This is a genomic window from Streptomyces sp. NPDC032198, assembly GCF_040636975.1.
Taxonomy (GTDB): domain Bacteria; phylum Actinomycetota; class Actinomycetes; order Streptomycetales; family Streptomycetaceae; genus Streptomyces.
Map to the genome: position 1 here is coordinate 706,020 of NZ_JBEZVL010000001.1, position 18,881 is coordinate 724,900.

Annotated in this window: 14 protein-coding genes and 1 riboswitch; of the genes, 11 read left to right on the forward strand and 3 right to left on the reverse strand. The window is 71.7% G+C overall.

Annotation, left to right across the window (positions count from 1 at the left end):
* Positions 1-191 precede the first annotated feature (191 nt).
* From AB0E78_RS03335 to AB0E78_RS03365, 7 genes are all read left to right on the forward strand, one after another.
* Positions 192-1,241 (forward strand): MBL fold metallo-hydrolase, encoded by a 1,050-nt coding sequence (locus tag AB0E78_RS03335; RefSeq protein WP_361827569.1) that lies wholly within the window; start codon positions 192-194, stop codon positions 1,239-1,241.
* Between the two features lie 39 nt (positions 1,242-1,280).
* Positions 1,281-1,415, forward strand: a riboswitch (cobalamin riboswitch).
* A 123-nt stretch (positions 1,416-1,538) separates the two neighbouring features.
* On the forward strand, positions 1,539-2,756 hold the full coding sequence (locus AB0E78_RS03340; protein WP_361827571.1) for a prenyltransferase/squalene oxidase repeat-containing protein: 1,218 nt from the start codon (positions 1,539-1,541) through the stop codon (positions 2,754-2,756).
* Entirely contained in the window at positions 2,753-3,424 is a 672-nt protein-coding gene (locus tag AB0E78_RS03345; protein ID WP_361827573.1) for an SCO2322 family protein, read from the forward strand. Before AB0E78_RS03340 ends, AB0E78_RS03345 begins: the two co-directional genes overlap by 4 nt.
* A 7-nt stretch (positions 3,425-3,431) precedes the next feature.
* Positions 3,432-4,601, forward strand: coding sequence for an energy-coupling factor transporter transmembrane component T (locus AB0E78_RS03350; RefSeq protein ID WP_361827575.1), 1,170 nt, complete (start codon positions 3,432-3,434; stop codon positions 4,599-4,601).
* On the forward strand, positions 4,598-6,280 hold the full coding sequence (locus tag AB0E78_RS03355) for an ATP-binding cassette domain-containing protein (protein WP_361827577.1): 1,683 nt from the start codon (positions 4,598-4,600) through the stop codon (positions 6,278-6,280). The genes AB0E78_RS03350 and AB0E78_RS03355 overlap by 4 nt, the downstream gene beginning before the upstream one ends.
* Positions 6,277-7,110 carry an ECF transporter S component gene (locus AB0E78_RS03360; RefSeq protein WP_361827580.1) on the forward strand — a complete coding sequence of 278 codons (834 nt, stop codon included), beginning with the start codon at positions 6,277-6,279 and terminating at the stop codon, positions 7,108-7,110. Before AB0E78_RS03355 ends, AB0E78_RS03360 begins: the two co-directional genes overlap by 4 nt.
* Before the next feature lie 345 nt (positions 7,111-7,455).
* Positions 7,456-7,911, forward strand: a complete 456-nt coding sequence (locus AB0E78_RS03365) for a transglycosylase SLT domain-containing protein (protein ID WP_361827583.1) — start codon at positions 7,456-7,458, stop codon at positions 7,909-7,911.
* Positions 7,912-8,059: 148 nt separating this feature from the next.
* Here the strand turns inward: AB0E78_RS03365 and AB0E78_RS03370 are convergent, their stop codons facing one another.
* Positions 8,060-9,229: a steroid 3-ketoacyl-CoA thiolase gene (locus tag AB0E78_RS03370; protein WP_361827586.1), complete on the reverse strand. Its 1,170-nt coding sequence runs from the start codon at positions 9,227-9,229 to the stop codon at positions 8,060-8,062.
* A 283-nt stretch (positions 9,230-9,512) separates the two neighbouring features.
* On the opposite strand from AB0E78_RS03370, the gene AB0E78_RS03375 reads away from it, so the two are divergent.
* Both AB0E78_RS03375 and AB0E78_RS03380 read left to right on the forward strand, forming a co-directional pair.
* Positions 9,513-10,757, forward strand: a complete 1,245-nt coding sequence (locus AB0E78_RS03375) for a cytochrome P450 (RefSeq protein ID WP_361827588.1) — start codon at positions 9,513-9,515, stop codon at positions 10,755-10,757.
* 327 nt (positions 10,758-11,084) lie between these two features.
* Complete coding sequence (locus AB0E78_RS03380; RefSeq protein ID WP_361828502.1) at positions 11,085-12,617, forward strand: hypothetical protein; 1,533 nt, start codon at positions 11,085-11,087, stop codon at positions 12,615-12,617.
* On the opposite strand, the gene AB0E78_RS03385 is transcribed toward AB0E78_RS03380, so the two are convergent.
* Positions 12,571-14,583 (reverse strand): bifunctional glycosyltransferase 87/phosphatase PAP2 family protein, encoded by a 2,013-nt coding sequence (locus tag AB0E78_RS03385; protein WP_361827591.1) that lies wholly within the window; start codon positions 14,581-14,583, stop codon positions 12,571-12,573. The two genes, AB0E78_RS03380 and AB0E78_RS03385, sit on opposite strands and share 47 nt — an antisense overlap.
* 562 nt (positions 14,584-15,145) lie before the next feature.
* Between AB0E78_RS03385 and proP the strand changes: the two genes are divergently transcribed.
* Entirely contained in the window at positions 15,146-16,552 is a 1,407-nt protein-coding gene (gene proP / locus AB0E78_RS03390) for a glycine betaine/L-proline transporter ProP (RefSeq protein WP_361827594.1), read from the forward strand.
* 364 nt (positions 16,553-16,916) lie between these two features.
* Here proP and AB0E78_RS03395 read toward each other — a convergent pair whose 3' ends face one another.
* On the reverse strand, positions 16,917-17,972 hold the full coding sequence (locus tag AB0E78_RS03395; protein WP_361828504.1) for a serpin family protein: 1,056 nt from the start codon (positions 17,970-17,972) through the stop codon (positions 16,917-16,919).
* A gap of 229 nt (positions 17,973-18,201) precedes the next feature.
* On the opposite strand from AB0E78_RS03395, the gene AB0E78_RS03400 reads away from it, so the two are divergent.
* The gene (locus AB0E78_RS03400) at positions 18,202-18,870 is read left to right on the forward strand and encodes an O-methyltransferase (protein WP_361827597.1); all 669 of its coding nucleotides are present in this window, start codon (positions 18,202-18,204) and stop codon (positions 18,868-18,870) included.
* The last annotated feature ends 11 nt before the right edge of the window (positions 18,871-18,881 follow it).

Consider the following 18,881-nt stretch of genomic DNA (forward strand, 5'->3'; position numbering starts at 1 on the left):
TCCGCCTGCGCGGCACGCTTTCTGACACTGTTTCAGAACTGATACCAGTTCTAGTTCCAGTAGTCCACGGAGAGCAAGATGCAAGTAGCCTGTCGAAACAGTCGACTTGGGCGATCATTGGAACTAGTTCTAGTTATGGTGACGGCGGCCGTGGTCGTGGCCGTGCAGCCGACGAGAGACGAGGGTGCCCGATGACGCAGGTGACCGATCCGAAGGCGACCGACCACGGCGGCGGCGTGTGGAGCATCAAGGTCCCCATCCCGGACAACCCCCTGGGCTTCACCCTGGTCCACCTCCTGGACACGGACGCCGGTCCCGTCCTCATCGACACGGGCTGGGACGACCCCACGTCCTGGGACGCCCTCGCCGAGGGCCTCACCGCCTGCGGCACGTCCGCCGACGCGGTGCACGGCGTCGTCATCACCCACCACCACCCCGACCACCACGGCCTGTCCGCCAAGGTCCGCGAGGCTTCCGGCGCCTGGATCGCGATGCACGAGGCGGACGCGTCGGTCGTCCGCCGCACACGGACCGGGCCGCCCGAGCGCTGGTTCGACTACATGGTGGAGAAGCTGACGGCCGCCGGTGCCCCCGCCGACCACCTGGCCCCCCTGGTGGCGGCCCGTGACGCGGGCCGCGCACCCCGGCTGCCCGGCCTCGCCGCCGCGCTCCCCGACCGCGGCATCACCCCCGGCGAGCTCCTCGAACTGCCGGGGCGCAGGCTCCGCGCGATCTGGACCCCCGGCCACACCCCGGGCCACGTCTGCCTGCACCTGGAGGAGGAGCACCCGGCGCGGCTGCCGGGCCACGGCCGGCTGTTCTCCGGCGACCATCTGCTCCCCGGGATCACCCCGCACATCGGCCTGTACGAGGACCCCGACGACGAGACCGTCACCGATCCCCTCGGCGACTACCTCGACTCCCTGGAGCGCATCGGCCGCCTGGGCCCCGCCGAGGTCCTTCCGGCCCACCAGTACGCGTTCGCCGACGCCCCGGCCCGCGTGCGGGAGATCCTGGCCCACCACGAGGAGCGCCTGACGGACCTGCTCGCCCTCCTGGCCGAGCCGCTCACGCCCTGGCAGCTCGCCGAGCAGATGGAGTGGAACCGCCCCTGGGCCCAGATCCGCTACGGCTCGCGGAACATCGCGGTCTCCGAGGCCGAGGCCCATGTGCGGCGCCTGGTGAAGCTGGGGCGTGCCGAGGCGGTCGGCCACGATCCGGTGCGCTACCGGGCGGTGTGACCTGCGGCCCGGGAGGCGGGCGCCCCGGACCGCTCCCCCCTACGGGCCGGTAGAGTGACCCCGTCGTCATCATGCCCGTACGGGGGAAAGCCGGTGCGAATCCGGCGCTGACCCGCAGCCGTGTACCGCGTCCAGCGGTGAGCCGGAATGCCCGGTACCGAGCATGACCGGCTCGCTTCATCGGGGCCCCCGATGAACGGCACCGTCGAGGTATACGGAGCCGGAGCCGCCCGGTGCCCGTGCCCGCACGCGCCCGTGCTGCCCCGCTCCCCCGCAGGGAGAGGCACCCGCCGCATCATGAACGTTCGCCGCAGCGCAGCGGTCCTGGCCGCCGTCGCCGTGATCGGTTCGGCCGCCGCCCCGGCCGCTTTCGCGGACAGCGCGTCCCCGTCGCCTTCCGCAGCCCTCCCCTCCGGCCTCTACGGAGACGCGGACCCCAAGTTCGACGGGGTGTTCCGGCAGTCGTACGCCCTGCTCGCCCAGGACTCGGCCGGTGTGAAGCCCGCCGCGAAGTCCGTCGACTGGCTCACCGGGCAGCAGTGCGCGAGCGGCGGTTTCGCCGCGTACCGCGCCGACGCGGGTGAGCCGTGCGACTCCAAGACGACGTTCGACAGCAACGCGACCGCATCCGCCGTGCAGGCCCTGGCCGCGCTCGGCGGTCAGAAGAAGTCGGTCGGCAAGGGCGTCGACTGGCTGAAGTCGGTGCAGAACAAGGACGGCGGCTGGGGCTACAGCCCCGGCATGGCCTCCGACGCCAACTCCACCGGCATCGTGATCGGCGCCCTCGCCGCGGCGGGCGAGAAGCCGCAGTCGGTGAAGGCCCAGAGCGGCAAGTCCCCCTACGACGCGCTGCCCGCCCTCTCGATGAGCTGTGACAAGGACGGCGGCGCCTTCGGCCTCGCGGACGCCAAGTCCGGCAAGCTCTCGCCGAACGCGGACGCCACGGCGGCCGGTGTGCTCGGCGCCCACGGCAAGGGCCTGGTCGTCGACGCCGCCGGGAAGAAGACCGCCGCCCCGAAGTGCGAGAAGGCGGACACCGCCGAGCAGGCGGCCTCGAACGGCACCGGCTACCTCCTGAAGACCCTCGCCAAGGGCGACGACCACCTGATGTCGTCGATGCCCGGCGCCAAGAACATGCCCGACCTGGGCAACACCGCGGACTCGGTGCTCGCGCTCGCCGCGGCCGGCCAGCCGGAGCAGGCCAAGAAGTCCGCCGAGTGGCTGTCGAAGAACTCCGCCGACTGGGCCAAGAAGTCCGGTCCGGCCGCGTACGCCCAGCTGATCTTCGCCGCCCACGCCTCGGGCCTGGACGCGCGTGACTTCGGTGGCGCGGACCTGGTCAAGCAGTTGAACGCGACCGGCCCCGCCCCGCAGGCGACCGAGGCCGCCGACGAGAAGAAGGACAGCGACGACGGCAGCGGCGTCAGCGTCTGGTGGATCATCGGCGTCGGTCTGGTCGCCGGTGCCGGCATCGGCTTCCTGTACAGCGGCAACAAGAAGAAGAAGCAGCCGTGACGCGGGGTCGCGTGCGGTGCGGGCGCCTGGTGACCGGGGCGCTCGTCGCCGCCCTGTCCGGCGTCCTCGCCGCCGCCCCCGCCCAGGCCGCCGGCTACCGCTACTGGTCCTTCTGGGACCGGGACGGCTCCACTTGGGCGTACGCGACCCAGGGGCCGAGCACCGCACGCCCCGACGACGGGGCCGTGCAGGGCTTCCGGTTCTCCGTGTCCGCCGACTCGAAGGACTCCGCGAAGCCGCGCGGCGCCGCGGACTTCGACACCATCTGCGCCAAGACCCCCGCCCAGGACGACCGCAAGCGGATCGCCCTGGTCATCGACTTCGGCACACCGGGTGACGCCCCCGAGGGCGAGACCCCGCCGAAGCCGCGTACCGCATGCGCGCGGATCGCGGACGACGCGACCAGCGCCGACGCGCTGGCCGCGGTCGCCAAGCCCCTGCGCTACGACAGCAACGCCCTGCTGTGCGCCATCGCGGACTTCCCGAAGTCGGGCTGCGGCGAGCAGGTCTCGGGCAACGGGGATTCCGGGAAGAAGCCGGCCCGGAGCACGGCCGGCGACGAGGACGGCGACTCCGGTGGCCCCTCCGTCGGTCTGATCGCGGGCGTGGCCGCCATCGCCCTGCTCGGCGGCGCCGCCGTCTGGCAGGCACGCCGCCGACGCGGCTGACCGCACGATGACCGATCACCCGAGCACCGCTCCCGGTGCGCTGCGGCGGCGCCTCGCCCCCGAGGCGCACCGGAGCAACGCGCTGCACCCGGGCGCCTGGTGGGTGTGGGCGCTCGGGCTCGGCGTCGCGGCGTCCCGCACCACCAACCCGCTGCTGCTCGGGATGCTGATCGGCGTCGCGGGCTATGTGGTGGCGGCGCGCAGGACGTCGGCGCCGTGGGCGCGGTCGTACGGCGCCTTCGTGAAGCTGGGTCTCGTGGTGATCGCGATCCGGCTCGTCTTCGCCGTCGTCCTCGGCTCCCCCATCCCCGGTACGCACGTCATCGTGACGCTCCCCGAAGTGCCGCTGCCCGACTGGGCGAAGGGCGTGCGGATCGGGGGCCGGGTGACGGCCGAGGGGCTGCTCTTCGCGCTCTACGACGGGGTGCGCCTGGCGGGTCTGCTGATCTGCGTGGGCGCCGCGAACGCCCTCGCCAGTCCGGCGCGGCTGCTCAAGTCGCTGCCGGGCGCGCTGTACGAGGTGGGCGTCGCCATCGTCGTGGCGATGACGTTCGCACCGAACCTGATCATGGATGTGCAGCGGCTTCGGGCCGCGCGGCGCCTTCGCGGGCGCGCGGACCGGGGCATCCGGGGGCTGCTCCAGGTCGGACTCCCGGTCCTGGAGGGCGCCCTGGAGCGGTCGGTCGCCCTGGCCGCCGCGATGGACGCGCGGGGCTTCGGCCGCAGCGCGCCGGTGCCCGCCGGGGTGCGCAGAGCAACCGCTGTCCTGACGCTCGGCGGCCTGATGGGCGTCTGCACGGGCACGTACGGGCTGCTCTCCGCGGACGGCACGGGCTACGGCCTGCCCGTCCTGGCCGCCGGTCTGCTCGCCGCGCTCGCCGGACTGCGCCTCGGCGGCCGCCGCTCCGTGCGCACCCGCTACCGCCCCGACCCCTGGGGCGTGCGCGCCTGGCTCGTCGCCGGTTCGGGGATCGCGGTGGCGGGCCTGACGATCTGGGCCGCCTCGTACGACGCGTCCGCCCTGCACCCCGGAGTCGTCCCCCTGACGGCGCCGACGCTGCCGCTGTGGCCCGCGGCGGCCGTCCTGGTCGGACTGCTGCCCGCCTTCGTGGCACCGGTGCCCGCCGATTCCGCCGCCCCTGTCCGCGCCCCCGCTCGCTCCAAGGAGCCCTCATGATCCGCTTCGAGGATGTCTCCGTGACGTACGAAGGGGTCGACGGGCCCACCGTGCGCGGGGTCGATCTCGCCGTGCCCGAGGGCGAGCTGGTCCTCCTCGTCGGCCCTTCCGGGGTCGGCAAGTCGACGCTGCTCGGCACGGTGAGCGGGCTCGTCCCGCACTTCACCGGGGGCACGCTGCGGGGCCGGGTGACGGTGGCAGGGCGCGACACCCGTACGCACAAGCCGCGTGAACTCGCCGATGTCGTCGGCACGGTGGGCCAGGATCCGCTCTCGCACTTCGTGACGGACACGGTCGAGGACGAGCTGGCGTACGGGATGGAGTCGCTCGGGCTCGCCCCCGACGTGATGCGCCGCCGGGTGGAGGAGACCCTGGATCTGCTGGGCCTCGCCGATCTGCGCGAGCGCCCCATCGCCACGCTCTCCGGCGGCCAGCAACAGCGCGTCGCCATCGGCTCGGTGCTCACCCCGCACCCCGAGGTCCTCGTCCTGGACGAACCGACCTCCGCCCTCGACCCGGCCGCCGCCGAGGAGGTCCTGGCCGTACTGCAGCGCCTCGTGCACGACCTGGGCACGACGGTCCTGATGGCCGAGCACCGCCTGGAACGGGTCGTGCAGTACGCGGACCAGGTGCTGCTGCTCGCGGCGCCGGGCGAGCCGCCCGTGCTCGGGGACCCCGCATCGCTGATGGCCCGCTCTCCGGTCTATCCGCCGGTGGTGGGCCTCGGCCGCCTGGCGGGCTGGTCCCCGCTGCCGCTGACGGTGCGGGACGCCCGGCGCAGGGCGGGCGCGCTGCGCGAACGCCTGGCCACGGCCGCGCCCCGGGAGGTGGCCGCCGTCCCGCGCCCCGACGCGCGCCCGGCGACGCGCTGGGCCCGGTTCCGTGGACGTACGCAGGCGGACGCGCCCGAAGCAGCCGCGAGCGTCTCCGGTCTGGCCGTGCGCCGGGGCCGTGTGGAAGCCCTGCGCCGCGTGGACCTCACCGTCCGCGCGGGCGAGACCGTGGCCCTGATGGGACGCAACGGCGCCGGGAAGTCCACGCTCCTCTCGACCCTGGTGGGGCTGCTCGAACCGGCGGCGGGCTCGGTCCGCGTCGGCGGCGCGATCCCGCACCGCACCGGCCCGCGCGAGCTGATCCGGCACGTCGGCCTGGTCCCCCAGGAGCCCCGCGACCTCCTCTACGCGGACACGGTGGCCGCCGAGTGCGCGGCGGCCGACCACGACGCGGCGGCGGACCCCGGCACCTGCCGCGCCCTGGTCACCGAGCTGCTCCCCGGCATCGCGGACGACACGCACCCGCGCGACCTCTCCGAGGGCCAGCGCCTCACCCTGGCCCTGGCGATCGTCCTGACGGCCCGACCGCCCCTGCTCCTCCTGGACGAGCCGACCCGTGGCCTCGACTACGCGGCCAAGGCCCGTCTTGTCACGCTCCTGCGCGGCCTCGCCGCCGACGGGCACGCCATCGTCCTGGCCACGCACGACGTGGAACTGGCGGCGGAACTTGCCCACCGGGTGGCGATCCTCGCCGACGGGGAGATCGTCGCCGACGGCCCGACCCCGGACATCGTGGTCTCCTCCCCGTCCTTCGCCCCGCAGACCACCAAGATCCTGGCCCCGCAGAAGTGGCTGACGGTCACGGAGGTACGGGACGCGCTGGACGCCGGGGGTGGGGCCGCGTGAGCAGCTCCCCCGTGGCCCGCCAGGCCCGCCCCATCCGCCTGGGCCCGCGCTCCGTCGGCGCCCTCGCGCTCGTCAGCGCGGTCGGTGTCGTGGCCTTCGGGTGGCCGCTCATCGCGGGCGGCGAATCGGAGCTGAGCGCGCACGCCCAGGACGCGCCGTGGCTGTTCGCGGCCCTGCTGCCGCTGCTGCTCGCCGTGGTCGTGGCGACCATCGCGGACGTCGGTCTCGACGCCAAGGCCATCGCGATGCTCGGGGTGCTCGCCGCCGCCGGTGCCGCACTGCGGCCGCTGGGCGCGGGGACGGCCGGGATCGAGCCGATGTTCTTCCTGATGGTGCTCAGCGGGCGGGTGCTCGGACCCGGGTTCGGCTTCGTGCTCGGTGCCGTGTCGATGTTCGCCTCCGCGCTGCTCACCGGTGGCGTCGGGCCGTGGATGCCGTTCCAGATGCTGTCCATGGGGTGGGTCTGCATGGGCGCGGGGCTGCTGCCGGGGGCGGACTCCCTGCGCGGGAAGCGCGAGCTGTGGCTGCTCGCCGCCTATGGGGCCGTCTCGTCCGTCCTCTACGGCACCGTCATGAATCTGCAGGGCTGGCCCTACCTCGGCGGCCTCGCCACCGGCGTCTCCTTCGTGCCCGGTGACCCCGTCGGCGAGAACCTCGGCCGCTTCATCGCGTACTGCCTGGCGACCTCCCTCGGCTGGGACCTCCCCCGGGCCGTCGTCACCGTCCTGCTGAGCCTTGCCCTCGGCCCCGCCGTCCTGAAGGCGCTGCGCCGGGCCACGCGCCGTGCCGCCTTCGAGGCCCAGGTCACATTCGAGGGCCCGAAGGCGTAGGCGGCCGTGGGCTCTCCGTTACATGGAGGTCCCAGCGAGGTGAGGCGGCCCACAGGACCAAGGTCCTCTACGAAGCAGGGCCGTAGATCATCCCTTATGACGCGGACGCGTCAAAACACCTTCCGACCTGGCGATTGAGAGCCACGTCACACGAAGGACCTTCCGCACACATGCGACATCCACTAGTAAAAGGGGTCATTGCGGAGGCGTTGCGGCCCTGCTTCTCTGGATCGAGTCGCACGGCGCTTCCGGCCTCAAGGCCACCGGCCCGACGCATTCCCTCAGCCACACCCCCGTGGCCCACGGCATGCCCGCGACACCATGTCCCCCACGGAAGGCCACGCTTTGTCCGCCACGCTCCTCCGCCGTATCGCCACCCCGAAGAAGGCCCTCACCGGTGCCGCTCTGGCCGCCGCCACGACCGGCATGGTGTTCATGGCGGGTCCGGCCCAGGCCGCGGCCCCCACCGCTGCGAAGGCCGCCGCTCCGGCCGCCGCCCCCGCTGCGGCTCCTTCCTCGGCGCAGGCGATCGCGAAGAAGATGATCCCGGACCCCGCGCAGTACAAGGCGTTCAGCAAGATCGTCGAGCACGAGAGCGGCTGGAACCCGAAGGCGACGAACTCCTCCTCCGGCGCCTACGGCCTGGTCCAGGCTCTCCCCGCCTCGAAGATGGCTTCGGCCGGCGCGGACTGGAAGACCAACCCCGAGACCCAGATCAAGTGGGGCCTCGACTACATGAACGACCGCTACGGCAGCCCGGTCGGCGCCTGGAACCACTGGCAGGCCAACGGCTCGTACTGAGCACTGAGCACTGAGCCGACAGGACTCCCCGAGTCACCCGAAGGCGGCCACCCCTCTCCAGGGGTGGCCGCCTTCGTCGTACGCGAGCCGCCTTCGTCATACGCGAGCCGCTTCGGCGTACGCGAGGAAGCAGCAGGAAGCAGACTGCTCACAGCCGCTGAATGATCGTCCCCGTGGCCACCGCGCCGCCCGCGCACATCGTGATCAGCGCGAACTCCTTGTCGCGGCGCTCCAGCTCGTGCAGGGCGGTGGCGATGAGCCGCGCCCCGGTCGCCCCGACGGGGTGCCCGATGGCGATCGCGCCCCCGTTCACGTTCACCTTCTCCAGGTCCTGCTCGAAGACCTGCGCCCAGCTCAGCACCACCGACGCGAAGGCCTCGTTGATCTCCACGAGGTCGATGTCCTTCAGGGACATCCCCGCCTTGCCCAGGACCGCCCGCGTCGCGTCGATCGGGCCGTCCAGATGGAAGTGCGGATCGGCGCCCACTAAGGCCTGCGCTACGATCCGCGCGCGCGGCTTCAGCTTCAGGGCCCGCGCCATCCGCTTCGACGCCCACATGATCGCCGCCGCGCCGTCCGAGATCTGCGAGGAGTTCCCCGCGGTGTGCACGGCGGTCGGCATCACCGGCTTGAGCCGCTCAAGGCCCTCCATCGTGGTGTCCCGCAGCCCCTCGTCCCGGTCGACGAGCCGCCACATGCCCTGCCCGCCGGACTGCTCCTCCTCCGTCGTGGGGACCTGGACGGCGAAGGTCTCGCGTTTGAAGCGCTCCTCGGCCCAGGCGGTGGCGGCGCGCTCCTGCGAGATGAGGCCGAGCGAGTCGACGTTCTCCCTGGTGAGGCCGCGGTTGCGGGCGATCCGCTCGGCCGCCTCGAACTGGTTGGGAAGGTCGACGTTCCACTCCTCGGGGAACGGCTTGCCGGGACCGTGCTTGGAGCCCGAGCCCAGCGGCACCCGCGACATCGCCTCGACGCCGCAGCTGATGCCGACGTCGATGACACCGGCCGCGACCATGTTGGCGACCATGTGGCTCGCCTGCTGCGACGAGCCGCACTGACAGTCCACGGTCGTCGCCGCGGTCTCGTACGGAAGACCCATCGTGAGCCAGGCCGTGCGTGCCGGGTTCATGGACTGTTCCCCGGCGTGCGTGACCGTGCCGCCCACGATCTGCTCGACGCAGTCGGCGTGGATGCCCGTGCGCCCGAGGAGCTCGCGGTAGGTCTCGCCGAGCAGATAGGCGGGGTGGAGATTGGCGAGCGCGCCGCCGCGCTTACCTATGGGGGTGCGTACGGCTTCGACGATGACAGGTTCCGCGGCCATGGGCGTCCTCTCCATCCACATCCCGCGGGAGTGTCCCGGCACCCACGCGGAGAACTAGTACGCGTTCTAGTTCTGCATGCAGTCTGCTGAGCGCGACCCCGGCACCGCAAGGGGCTTGCACGCACCTTGCGCACTACCTGCACGAAAGCCGTGCCGTCGAGGGCCTTGCCTCTTGTAGAACCCGTTACTACCTTGCGGGGCATCTCCTGATGGACCGTCAGAATCAGGAGCCCGGACCCCGAACCGAGACTCAGAACCCAGAACTGAACTCCTGGAGTTGCCGATGCCCTGTCCAGCGCTGCCCGACGGGTTCGACTTCACCGACCCCGACCTGCTCCAAGAGCGCGTGCCCCACCCGGAGTTCGCCCAGCTGCGGCAGACGGAACCGGTGCGCTGGATCACCCAGCCGCCGCGCATCTCCGGCTTCGACGACTCGGGCTACTGGGCCGTCACGCGGCACGCGGACGTCAAGTACGTCTCCACGCACCCGGAGTTGTTCTCCTCCAACCTCAACACCGCGGTCATCCGCTTCAACGAGACGATCAGCCGCGACCAGATCGAGGTCCAGAAGCTGATCATGCTGAACATGGACCCGCCCGAGCACACCCGGGTCCGCCAGATCGTGCAGCGCGGCTTCACCCCCCGCGCCATCCGCTCCCTGGAGGACGCCCTGCGCAACCGCGCGGGCTCCATCGTCGAGACGGCCCGGGCGAACGCCGCGGCCGACGGATCCTTCGACTTCGTCACGAACGTGGCCGTGGAACTTCCCCTCCAGGCCATCGCCGAGCTCATCGGCGTCCCCCAGGACGACCGGACGAAGATCTTCGACTGGTCCAACAAGATGGCGGCCTACGACGACCCGGAGTACGCGATCACCGAGGAGGTCGGCGCCGAGGCGGCCATGGAGATCGTCTCGTACGCGATGAATCTCGCCGCCGCCCGCAAGGAGTGCCCGGCCAAGGACATCGTCAGCCAGCTGGTGGCCGCCGAGGACGAAGGCAACCTCTCCTCCGACGAGTTCGGCTTCTTCGTCATCCTGCTCGCGGTGGCCGGCAACGAGACGACCCGCAACGCCATCACCCACGGCATGCACGCCTTCCTCACCCACCCCGAGCAGTGGGAACTCTTCAAGCGCGAGCGCCCGGACACCACCGCCGAGGAGATCGTGCGCTGGGCGACCCCCGTCGTCTCCTTCCAGCGCACCGCCACCCAGGACACCGAGATCGGCGAGGCGAAGATCAAGAAGGGCGACCGCGTCGGCATCTTCTACTCCTCGGCCAACAACGACCCCGACGTGTTCGAAGAGCCGGAGAAGTTCGACATCTCCCGCGACCCGAACCCCCACCTCGGATTCGGCGGCGGAGGCCCGCACTTCTGCCTCGGAAAGTCGCTCGCGGTCCTGGAGATCAACCTCATCTTCAACGCCATCGCGGACGCGCTGCCCGATCTGCGGCTCGTCTCCGACCCCCGCCGTCTCCGCTCGGCCTGGCTGAACGGCGTCAAGGAACTGCAGGTCAGCACCGGCTGACCTGTTGGCCAGGGAGGCAGGGACAACTCCCTCCTACGCCCTGCCCCTGCCTCCCCCGGGCCTCCCCGGGCCGCCCACAGCCCCGTGCGCCACCTGTGGGCCACCTGCAGGTCACCTCTGCGCCATCAGGCTGAATATCCGGCCATCAGGTGGCCTGAGCCAACGTTCCCGTTGCCTAACGCGTCTTGAGAAGCAAACCTTGCCTCTCCAAGACTTCGAACGGAAACGGTTGCCGTGGTCTCCGCCGGTCTTCCTCTCGCCCCGTCGGACAGCAGCACACCCACGGGGCGGAAGGGAAGCCTCCGGGAGTTCTGCCGGCGCAACCGGATCCCGCTCCTCGCCACCCTGCCCACCCTGCCGCTGTACGCGGTGTGGGCGGCGTTCCTCGCCACCGGCGGCGGCGACCTGGCGGCCCAGGAGGCGTGGGCGCGCTTCGCCTCCGAGCACGGGGCGTCCGCGTACGGCCTCTTCTGGTACGGCGGCATGCACACCGCCAACTACAGCCTGATCTCTCCCTACTTGATGGCCGCCGTGGGCGTGAAGACGGTGACGGTGGTGTCGGGCGTCGCCGGTGCCTGGCTGGTCGCCGCGCTCGTCGAACGCACCGGGCTTCGGCGCCCGCTGTGGCCCGCGGTGCTCGCCTCGCTCGCGGTGTGGTGCAACGTCGCCTCGGGGCGCACGACGTTCGCACTCGGCATCGCCTTCGGGTTCGCCGCGTGCCTGATGCTCGTGCGGGAGCGCCGTGTGGGGGCCGCCGTGGTGTGCGCGGCGCTCGCCACCATGTCCAGCCCGGTGGCAGGGCTCTTCCTTGTGGTGGCGGGCGCGGCCTACTTCTGCGTGCGCGACTGGGGGCGGGCCGCGGCGCTGATCGTGCCGCCGGTGGTGGTCGTGGGGGCGACCACCGTGCTTTTCCCCTTCAACGGCGAGCAGTTGATGCCGTTCGACCGGATCTTCCCGCCGGTCCTCCTCAGCCTCGCGCTCATCGTGGCGGCTCCGCGCGAGTGGCGGGTGCCGCGGTGGGGGGCCGCCGTGTACGCGGCCGGGACGGTCCTGACGTATCTCATCCCGTCCCCGATCGGCACGAACGTGGAGCGCCTCGCGGAGCTGCTCGCGCCCACCGCGCTGCTCGGCGCCCTGCTGGTGCCCGCGCTGACCCGCGCACGCCGCATCGTGCTCATCGTCGCCCTCGTGCTGTCCACCGCCTGGGTGACGCAGAAGACGGTGGACGACCTGACGGTGTCGACGACCGTGCCCGAGTGGGCCGCCGACACCCAGGGCGTGGTGCAGGAGCTGGAGCGGCTCGGCGCCGACCGGGGGCGCGTGGAGGTGGTCCCGGCCCGCAATCACCGCGAGGCCACGGCCCTGGCGCCGTACGTGAACATGGCGCGCGGCTGGAACCGCCAGCTCGACATCGAGCGCGGCCGTCTCTTCTACGACGGGACCTTCTCGGCCGCGACCTACCGGGCGTGGCTGGACAAGTGGGCGGTCGGCTATGTGGTGCTGCCCTCGGGCAAGCCGGACGGGTTCGCCGAGGACGAGGCGGCCCTGGTCACCGGCGGCCCCGAGTGGCTGGAGCCGGTGTGGCGGGACGCGAACTGGCGGGTGTTCCGGGTGAAGAACGCGGTGCCGATGGTGTCGAGGCCGGCGACCGTCGTGCGGGCGACGGGCTCGGACCTGACGGTCCGTGTGCCCACGCGCGGGCCGGTGACGCTGCGCCTGGTGTACTCGCCGTGGCTGCGGGCGGAGGGAGCCTGCCTGAAGCGGCACGGCGAGTTCACCCGTCTCACGGTGCCCACGCCCGGCACGTACCGGATCAGCTCGGGGTACGGTCCTTCGCCGAGTCCTTCGACATGTCGATGACCGGCTCCGCGCCCGTGGCCACCTTCAGAGTGCGGCCCACCCGGGGCCCGGCCAGGAGGTGGCCGATGGCGAAGCCCGCGCCGACGACGGTCGCGCCGCCGACCGCGTCCAGGACCCAGTGGTTCCCGGTGGCGACGATCGCGGAGACCGTGCACAGCGGATGCAGCAGGCCGAGCGCCTTCATCCACCACTTGGGCGCGAGGGCCACGATCACCACACCGCACCACAGCGACCAGCCGAAGTGCAGTGACGGCATCGCCGCGTACTGGTTGGTGAGCGCGGTCAGCGTGCCGTACTCCGGCTTGCTGAAGTCCTGTACGCCGTGGACCGTGTCGATGAAGCCGAGGTCCGGCATGAGACGCGGCGGGGCCAGCGGGTAGAGCCAGAACCCGACGAGCGCGAGGACGGTCGCGAAGCCGAGGGCCGAGCGCGCCCAGCGGTAGTCGGCGGGGCGCCGGACGTAGAGGACGGCGAGGACGCTCAGCGGGACCACGAAGTGGAACGACGTGTAGTAGAAGTTGAAGAACTCCTTGAGCCAGTCGACCTTCACCACCGCGTGGTTGACCCAGTGCTCGATGTCGATGTGCAGGAACTGCTCGATCGCGTAGACCTGTTCGCCGTGCTGCTCGGCGGTGGCCCGGCCGCCCGAGTTGGTGCCGCCCGTCGCGGCGAGGCGTGCCTGCTGGTAAGCGGAGTAGCCGACGCGGATCAGGAGGAGTTCGAGGAGGAGGTTCGGGCGGGTGGTGACCCGGCGCCAGAACGGGAGCAGCGGCACCCAGCTCCAGCGCGCGGGCACAGGCGCGGCGTAGTCGGTGGGGATGGGCGCCTGGTACTCCGCCGCCGTACGCGACAGGAACGGTACGACCGTGGCGGCGGCGAGCGCGGCGATCAGGACGACGTTGTCGCGGATGGGCTCCACGACCGGCATGTTCGGCAGCATCATCTTCGCGGGCAGCGTCGACACCAGGACGACGGCCACCGGCCACATGTACCGGTCGGACTGCTTCTTGCCGACCCGGCCGACCACCGCGAGCAGCACCCACAGGAGCTGGTGCTGCCAGGTCGTCGGGGACACGGCGACGGCGACGCAGCCGGTGATGGCGACGGCGAGCAGCAGCTGGCCGTCCTTGGCGTACCGGACGGCGCGGCGCAGGCCGAGCCAGCCGACGACCGCGCTCAGGGTGACGTAGAACCCGATCTCCAGCGGCCCTTCGAGGCCGAACCGGAGCAGGGCGCCGTGCAGCGACTGGTTGGCGAGCCCGGCCGGGCTCGCGCCGAGACCCGCGCCCGCCAGGTGGTGTATCCAGTACGTCCACGAGTCGTGCGGCATCGCGGCCCAGGCGAGCGCGGTGACGGCGAGGAACGTGGCGCCCGCGGACGCCGTGGCGCGCCTGCGGCCGGTGAACCAGAAGAGGGCGGCGAACAGCAGCAGGGTGGGCTGGAGCGCGGCCCCGATGCCGATCAGGATGCCGCTGGCGCGTTCTCCCCGGACGGCGAAGCACCCGAGCAGGACGAGGAGCACGGGAAAGATGCTGGTCTGGCCGAGATACAGGGTGTTGCGCACCGGGAGCGACAGCATCAGGAGGCAGATCGCGACGGGCGCGGCGAGCAGCGAGGTGCGCCGGGCCACGGGCTGCGGCAGGGCGCGGGCCACGACAAGGCCCAGGACCACGACCAGGAGCAGCGTGCCGAACGTCCAGCCCCAGCCGAGTGCCTGCTCGGCCGCGCGGGAGAACGGCTTGAGCACGAGCCCGGCGAAGGGCGTACCGGTGAACTTGTCCGCGTCGTAGAACGAGCCGTTCACATGCAGGACGCCGTCCGGGCCGATCCAGGTCTCCAGGTCGGTGAGCCGCTCGCCTTTCGGCGTACGCAGGACGACGGCCGCCTGGCGTACCGCGAGTACGGCGGCGATCAGCCAGAGGGCTACGCGGGCCGCCCCGATCCGCGTCCTCGGTGTGCCGGGCACCCCCGTCCCAAAGGCATTTCCCGGTCCTCCGTGCTCAACGTTCGCCACGTGCCGTCGGCCCTCCCGCCCCGCTCGTCGTCTCTGTTCGGTTCTGCTCGGTCCCAACGTCCGGTCGGCTCCGAGAGTTCGCCGCCGCCTCCGGTGTGCGCCGTACGGACCCGGAACTCACGCCCTCGGGTAAGACGCGCACCACCTCCATTTCACCTGGCGGCCACACCGCTTTCTACCGGCTTTTGCGCAGACTTCCTAACCAGCCCTTTTGTCCGCATGGCAACGCGATCTGCACGGGCCGTACACCTTCTGTCCACGCTCGTCCATGGAACGACGGCCCGCACCCCGTGGGGCGGTTCCCCGGGCGAACCGCGACATAGATCACAAGAACGCCTTCCGGCCACTGTCGGAAGCGGAACCATTTGCCCTGGATAGCGGCGGTTTCGGAGCGGTGCGCGGCCGACCGGACACCGACCGTAATGATGCTGCCTACACCTATGGTCGCCTGCGGGCCGCCCCTCGCCGGGCGGCCCTGTCCTTGCAGTCAACCGAGAGGCAGGCGAGCGAACCCTTGCCGGCAGCCGCACCCGTCGCACCCGTAGCGCCGCAGACCCAGGCCCCGCAGACCCAGGCCCCTCCGTCCGCGGACGCCTCGGCGGACGTCACCCTCGTCGACCCGGCGCTGGTCAAGCGGGCGGTGAAGGCGGCTGCTCTCGGCAACGCGATGGAGTGGTTCGACTTCGGCGTCTACAGCTACATCGCCGTGACGCTGGGCAAGGTCTTCTTCCCCTCGGGCAACCCCACGGCCCAACTGCTCTCCACATTCGGCGCGTTCGCGGCGGCCTTCCTGATCCGCCCGCTCGGCGGCATGGTCTTCGGCCCGCTCGGCGACCGCATCGGCCGCCAGAAGATCCTCGCCCTCACCATGATCATGATGGCGGCGGGCACCTTCGCGATCGGCCTGATCCCCTCCTACGCGTCCATCGGCGTAGGAGCCCCGATCCTCCTCCTGATCGCCCGCCTGGTGCAGGGCTTCTCGACGGGCGGCGAGTACGCGGGCGCGTCCACCTTCATCGCCGAGTACGCACCCGACAAGAAGCGGGGCTTCCTCGGCAGCTGGCTGGAGTTCGGCACCCTCGCCGGTTACATCGGCGGCGCGGGCCTGGTGACCCTGATGACGGCCCTCCTCTCCACCGAGGACCTCGTCTCCTGGGGCTGGCGCATCCCCTTCCTGATCGCGGGCCCCATGGGTCTGATCGGCCTGTATCTGCGGATGAAGCTGGAGGAGACCCCGGCGTTCGCCGCGGAGCTCACCAAGGCGCACAAGGACGAGCAGTCCCGCCCGAAGGTGCGCCTGCGCGACATGGTCACGGGCCAGTGGAAGGCGCTGCTCCTGTGCATGGGCCTGGTCCTGGTCTTCAACGTCACGGACTACATGCTGCTTTCGTACATGCCGAGCTATCTGACGAGCGAGCTGAAGTACGACGAGACGCACGGGCTCCTGGTCGTGCTCGCCGTGATGGCGCTGATGATGTGCGTCCAGCCGTTCGCGGGCGCGCTGACCGACCGGGTGGGCCGCCGCCCGGTGATCGCCGCGGGCTGCGCGGGCTTCCTGCTCCTCTCCGTCCCCGCCCTGCTCCTGATCCGCCAGGGCTCGCTCTGGGCGATCGCCCTCGGCATGGCGGCACTCGGCCTGCTCCTGGTCTGCTTCACGGCCTCGATGCCCTCGACGCTCCCGGCCCTCTTCCCGACCAAGGTGCGCTACGGCTCGCTCTCCATCGGCTTCAACATCTCCGTGTCGGTCTTCGGAGGCACGACACCGCTGGTGGTGACGGCACTGATCGGAGCGACGGGAAACATGATGATGCCCGCGTACTACATGATGGCCGCGGCCGTGGTGGGCGGCATCGCGGTGTGGTTCCTGAGCGAGAGCGCGGGCCGCCCACTGCCGGGGTCGCGTCCGGCGGTGGAGAAGTAGCCCTGGGCCTGCGCCCTTCAGCCCGGCCGACACTTGAGGCACTTTCCCCCCAGCGTGGCGGGCGCTTGCGGCGCTTCCCTCCCAGCCTGGCGGGCGTTTGAGGCGCTTCCCCTCAGCCCAGCCGGCGCTTGGGGCGCTTCCCCCCTCAGCCCGGTCGGCGTCTGAAGCGCTTCCCCCTCAGCCCAGCCGGCGCTTGGGTCGCTTCCCGACTCAGCCCGGCCGGCGTTTGAGGCCATCTTTTCGGGGGCCAGGGGGCGGAGCCCCTTGCCGCGCGGCGGAGCCGCACATCAGGTACAGCGGGAAGGGGCGGGATTGGGGAAAGCCCCGCAGGGCCCGCCCGAACCTCAGCCCCGCCCCCTGCCACTTACCCCGGCACCCCCGCCTGCCAGGCGGTAAAGAGGGGCACCTCCCCACCCCCGTCAAGCACCACCACCCCGAACGGCCGGTTGAAGGCGATCCACTCGATCCGTCGAGGGACATACGCACCGCCGGGAGCCATCGGCACAGCCGTCACCGCCGCCGCCTCCACCCCCTCCTCCGCGATCTTCACCACGGCCTCCTGCACCACCTGCGATATCGCGAGCTTCTCCGGAGACATCCCGGAGAAGTCGGCCCCCTCGCTCATCGCCCACCGCACCCCGAGGGCGGCCAACTGCTCCGTCGCGTCCACCCGCGTCCGCAAGGACATCCGCGGCAACGTCATGTTGATCTGCTCGGCGTCGATGCCCGTCCACCGGCCTTCCGGCGCCCACGCAAGCGGCAGCACCTCGGCCGCCCCGGCCCCCGGCTCACCCAGCACGAACCGCACCCGGGCAGGCGCCCGCCCGCCCTCCGCCCGGCACTTCAGCTCGACGACGCTCGCGCCGCCCACCGTCCAGGCGCAGTTCAGCGGGACGGGCCGGTGCATCGTGGGCACCCGGTGCCGCACGCCGAGCGCATCCGTGAAGTCCTGGTCACGCGTGCCGGCGCCCTCGAAGGGGATCTCCCAACGCGCTTTCAGAGCAAGGGCATTCACCAGCACCAGCAGCACATCCGGAGTAATGACCACCGGCAGCCGCTCGATCAGCCCGTTCGTCGCCTCCCGCACCCACGCGTCGATGCCCTCCGGGTCCATCGGCCCGAATCCGACGTCCGGCAGCCCTTCCCGATGGGCTCGGTACACCGGAACCCGGCTCCACACCCGGGTGGCGACGGCCACCGCGTCCGTGGAGGCCAGCGCCCGCGCGGCCGCCGTGACCACACCGGCGGCCTCCTCGCCTGCGACGCCGAGCAACTCCCCCAGCTCCCCAGCCGTTTCCTCCCGCGCGCCCACCGCGACGGCGGCCAGCGCGAGCCACAGCCCCGCGGGCGAGCACACGAAGTCTCCCGCGCCCGCCCCGCCACTCCGGGCATGCCCGTCCGCCGAGCCCGGCGAAGCCATCAGCGGCAGCCACCGGTCGGCAAGCCCCCGGATCGCCGCCGCGGGCAACTCCGCTCCGGTCCCGACCCCTGGCCCCGCCCCAGTCCCGTACGTCATCTCAACCCCCGCAGCCACAGCCCTCGTCCCGCCGTCACAGCCCGACGACCCCAGTATGCGAGTCCCCGCTGACAATCGACCCCCACCCCACTAACATCGTTAGAGAACCTAACGAACGTTCGGAAAGGCCCCCATGACCCAGCAGCAATGGACCGCGGTGGACACGTACTTCACCGACCTGCTCACCCCCGCCGACGAGGCGCTGACCGCGGCCCTGCACGACAGCGACGCAGCCGGTCTGCCGCAGATCAGCGTCGCGCCGAACCAGGGCAAGCTGCTCCAGCTCATCGCCCAGATCCAGGGCGCGCACCGCATCCTCGAGATCGGCACGCTCGGCGGTTACAGCACCATCTGGCTGGCCCGCGCGCTGCCCGCGGACGGCCGCCTGATCACCCTGGAGTACTCCCCGGTCCACGCCGACGTGGCCCGCGGCAACCTTGCCCGCGCCGGCCTCGACAAGCTCACCGAGGTCCGGGTGGGCCCGGCCCTCGACTCGCTCGCCGCGCTCGTGGCCGAGGAGGCGGCCCCCTTCGACCTGGTCTTCATCGACGCGGACAAGGCCAACAACCCGCACTACGTGGAGTGGTCACTCAAACTGACCCGCCCCGGCAGCCTCATCATCGTCGACAACGTCGTACGAAGCGGTGCGGTGGCCGACGCCGACAGCACGGACCCCAGCGTGCAGGGAACGCGCAAGGCGCTGGAACTCATCGCGAGCCACCCGAAGTTGACCGGAACGGCGCTGCAGACGGTGGGCACGAAGGGCTACGACGGCCTGGCGGTGGCCCGAGTACTGGACTAGGCACCACGCCA

What these genes read in the sequence shown, in the direction of transcription:
- AB0E78_RS03335 (WP_361827569.1), top strand. Translation starts at nt 192, where the DNA reads ATGACGCAGGTGACCGATCCGAAGGCGACCGACCACGGCGGCGGCGTG.
- AB0E78_RS03340 (WP_361827571.1), top strand. Translation starts at nt 1,539, where the DNA reads ATGAACGTTCGCCGCAGCGCAGCGGTCCTGGCCGCCGTCGCCGTGATC.
- AB0E78_RS03350 (WP_361827575.1), top strand. Translation starts at nt 3,432, where the DNA reads ATGACCGATCACCCGAGCACCGCTCCCGGTGCGCTGCGGCGGCGCCTC.
- AB0E78_RS03355 (WP_361827577.1), top strand. Translation starts at nt 4,598, where the DNA reads ATGATCCGCTTCGAGGATGTCTCCGTGACGTACGAAGGGGTCGACGGG.
- AB0E78_RS03370 (WP_361827586.1), bottom strand. Translation starts at nt 9,229, where the DNA reads ATGGCCGCGGAACCTGTCATCGTCGAAGCCGTACGCACCCCCATAGGT.
- AB0E78_RS03375 (WP_361827588.1), top strand. Translation starts at nt 9,513, where the DNA reads ATGCCCTGTCCAGCGCTGCCCGACGGGTTCGACTTCACCGACCCCGAC.
- AB0E78_RS03395 (WP_361828504.1), bottom strand. Translation starts at nt 17,972, where the DNA reads ATGGCTTCGCCGGGCTCGGCGGACGGGCATGCCCGGAGTGGCGGGGCG.
- AB0E78_RS03400 (WP_361827597.1), top strand. Translation starts at nt 18,202, where the DNA reads ATGACCCAGCAGCAATGGACCGCGGTGGACACGTACTTCACCGACCTG.